Source organism: Pseudomonas sp. 2995-3 (genome assembly GCF_002742565.1).
In the GTDB taxonomy this organism is placed as follows: domain Bacteria; phylum Pseudomonadota; class Gammaproteobacteria; order Pseudomonadales; family Pseudomonadaceae; genus Aquipseudomonas; species Aquipseudomonas edaphica.
The window spans coordinates 1-252 of sequence record NZ_LJSB01000373.1; the positions used below are offsets into that span (position 1 = coordinate 1).

At 36.5% G+C, this 252-nt stretch carries 1 protein-coding gene; it reads left to right on the forward strand.

From position 1 onward, the window contains the following. Positions 1-252: histidine phosphatase family protein (locus AOA62_RS29775; protein WP_178075671.1), on the forward strand; the 252-nt coding region annotated here is incomplete at both ends.

Consider the following 252-nt stretch of genomic DNA (forward strand, 5'->3'; position numbering starts at 1 on the left):
GTATGGATCTTCTTCTCATTCGTCATGGGATAACGGAGTGGAATATAGAAAAACGATATTTAGGGCATAGCGACATAGGGCTGGTGGAGAGTGAATTGCCAAAGCTTGATCCATTAAAACTAGAATTACAAAAACAATCCTATAAAACGGTATTTACAAGTGACCTAAAGCGATGTAAGGAAACAATTAATTATCTTGCTATAAGAACACCGTATAAAGAAGATGTTAGGTTACGAGAGATGAGTTTTGGAG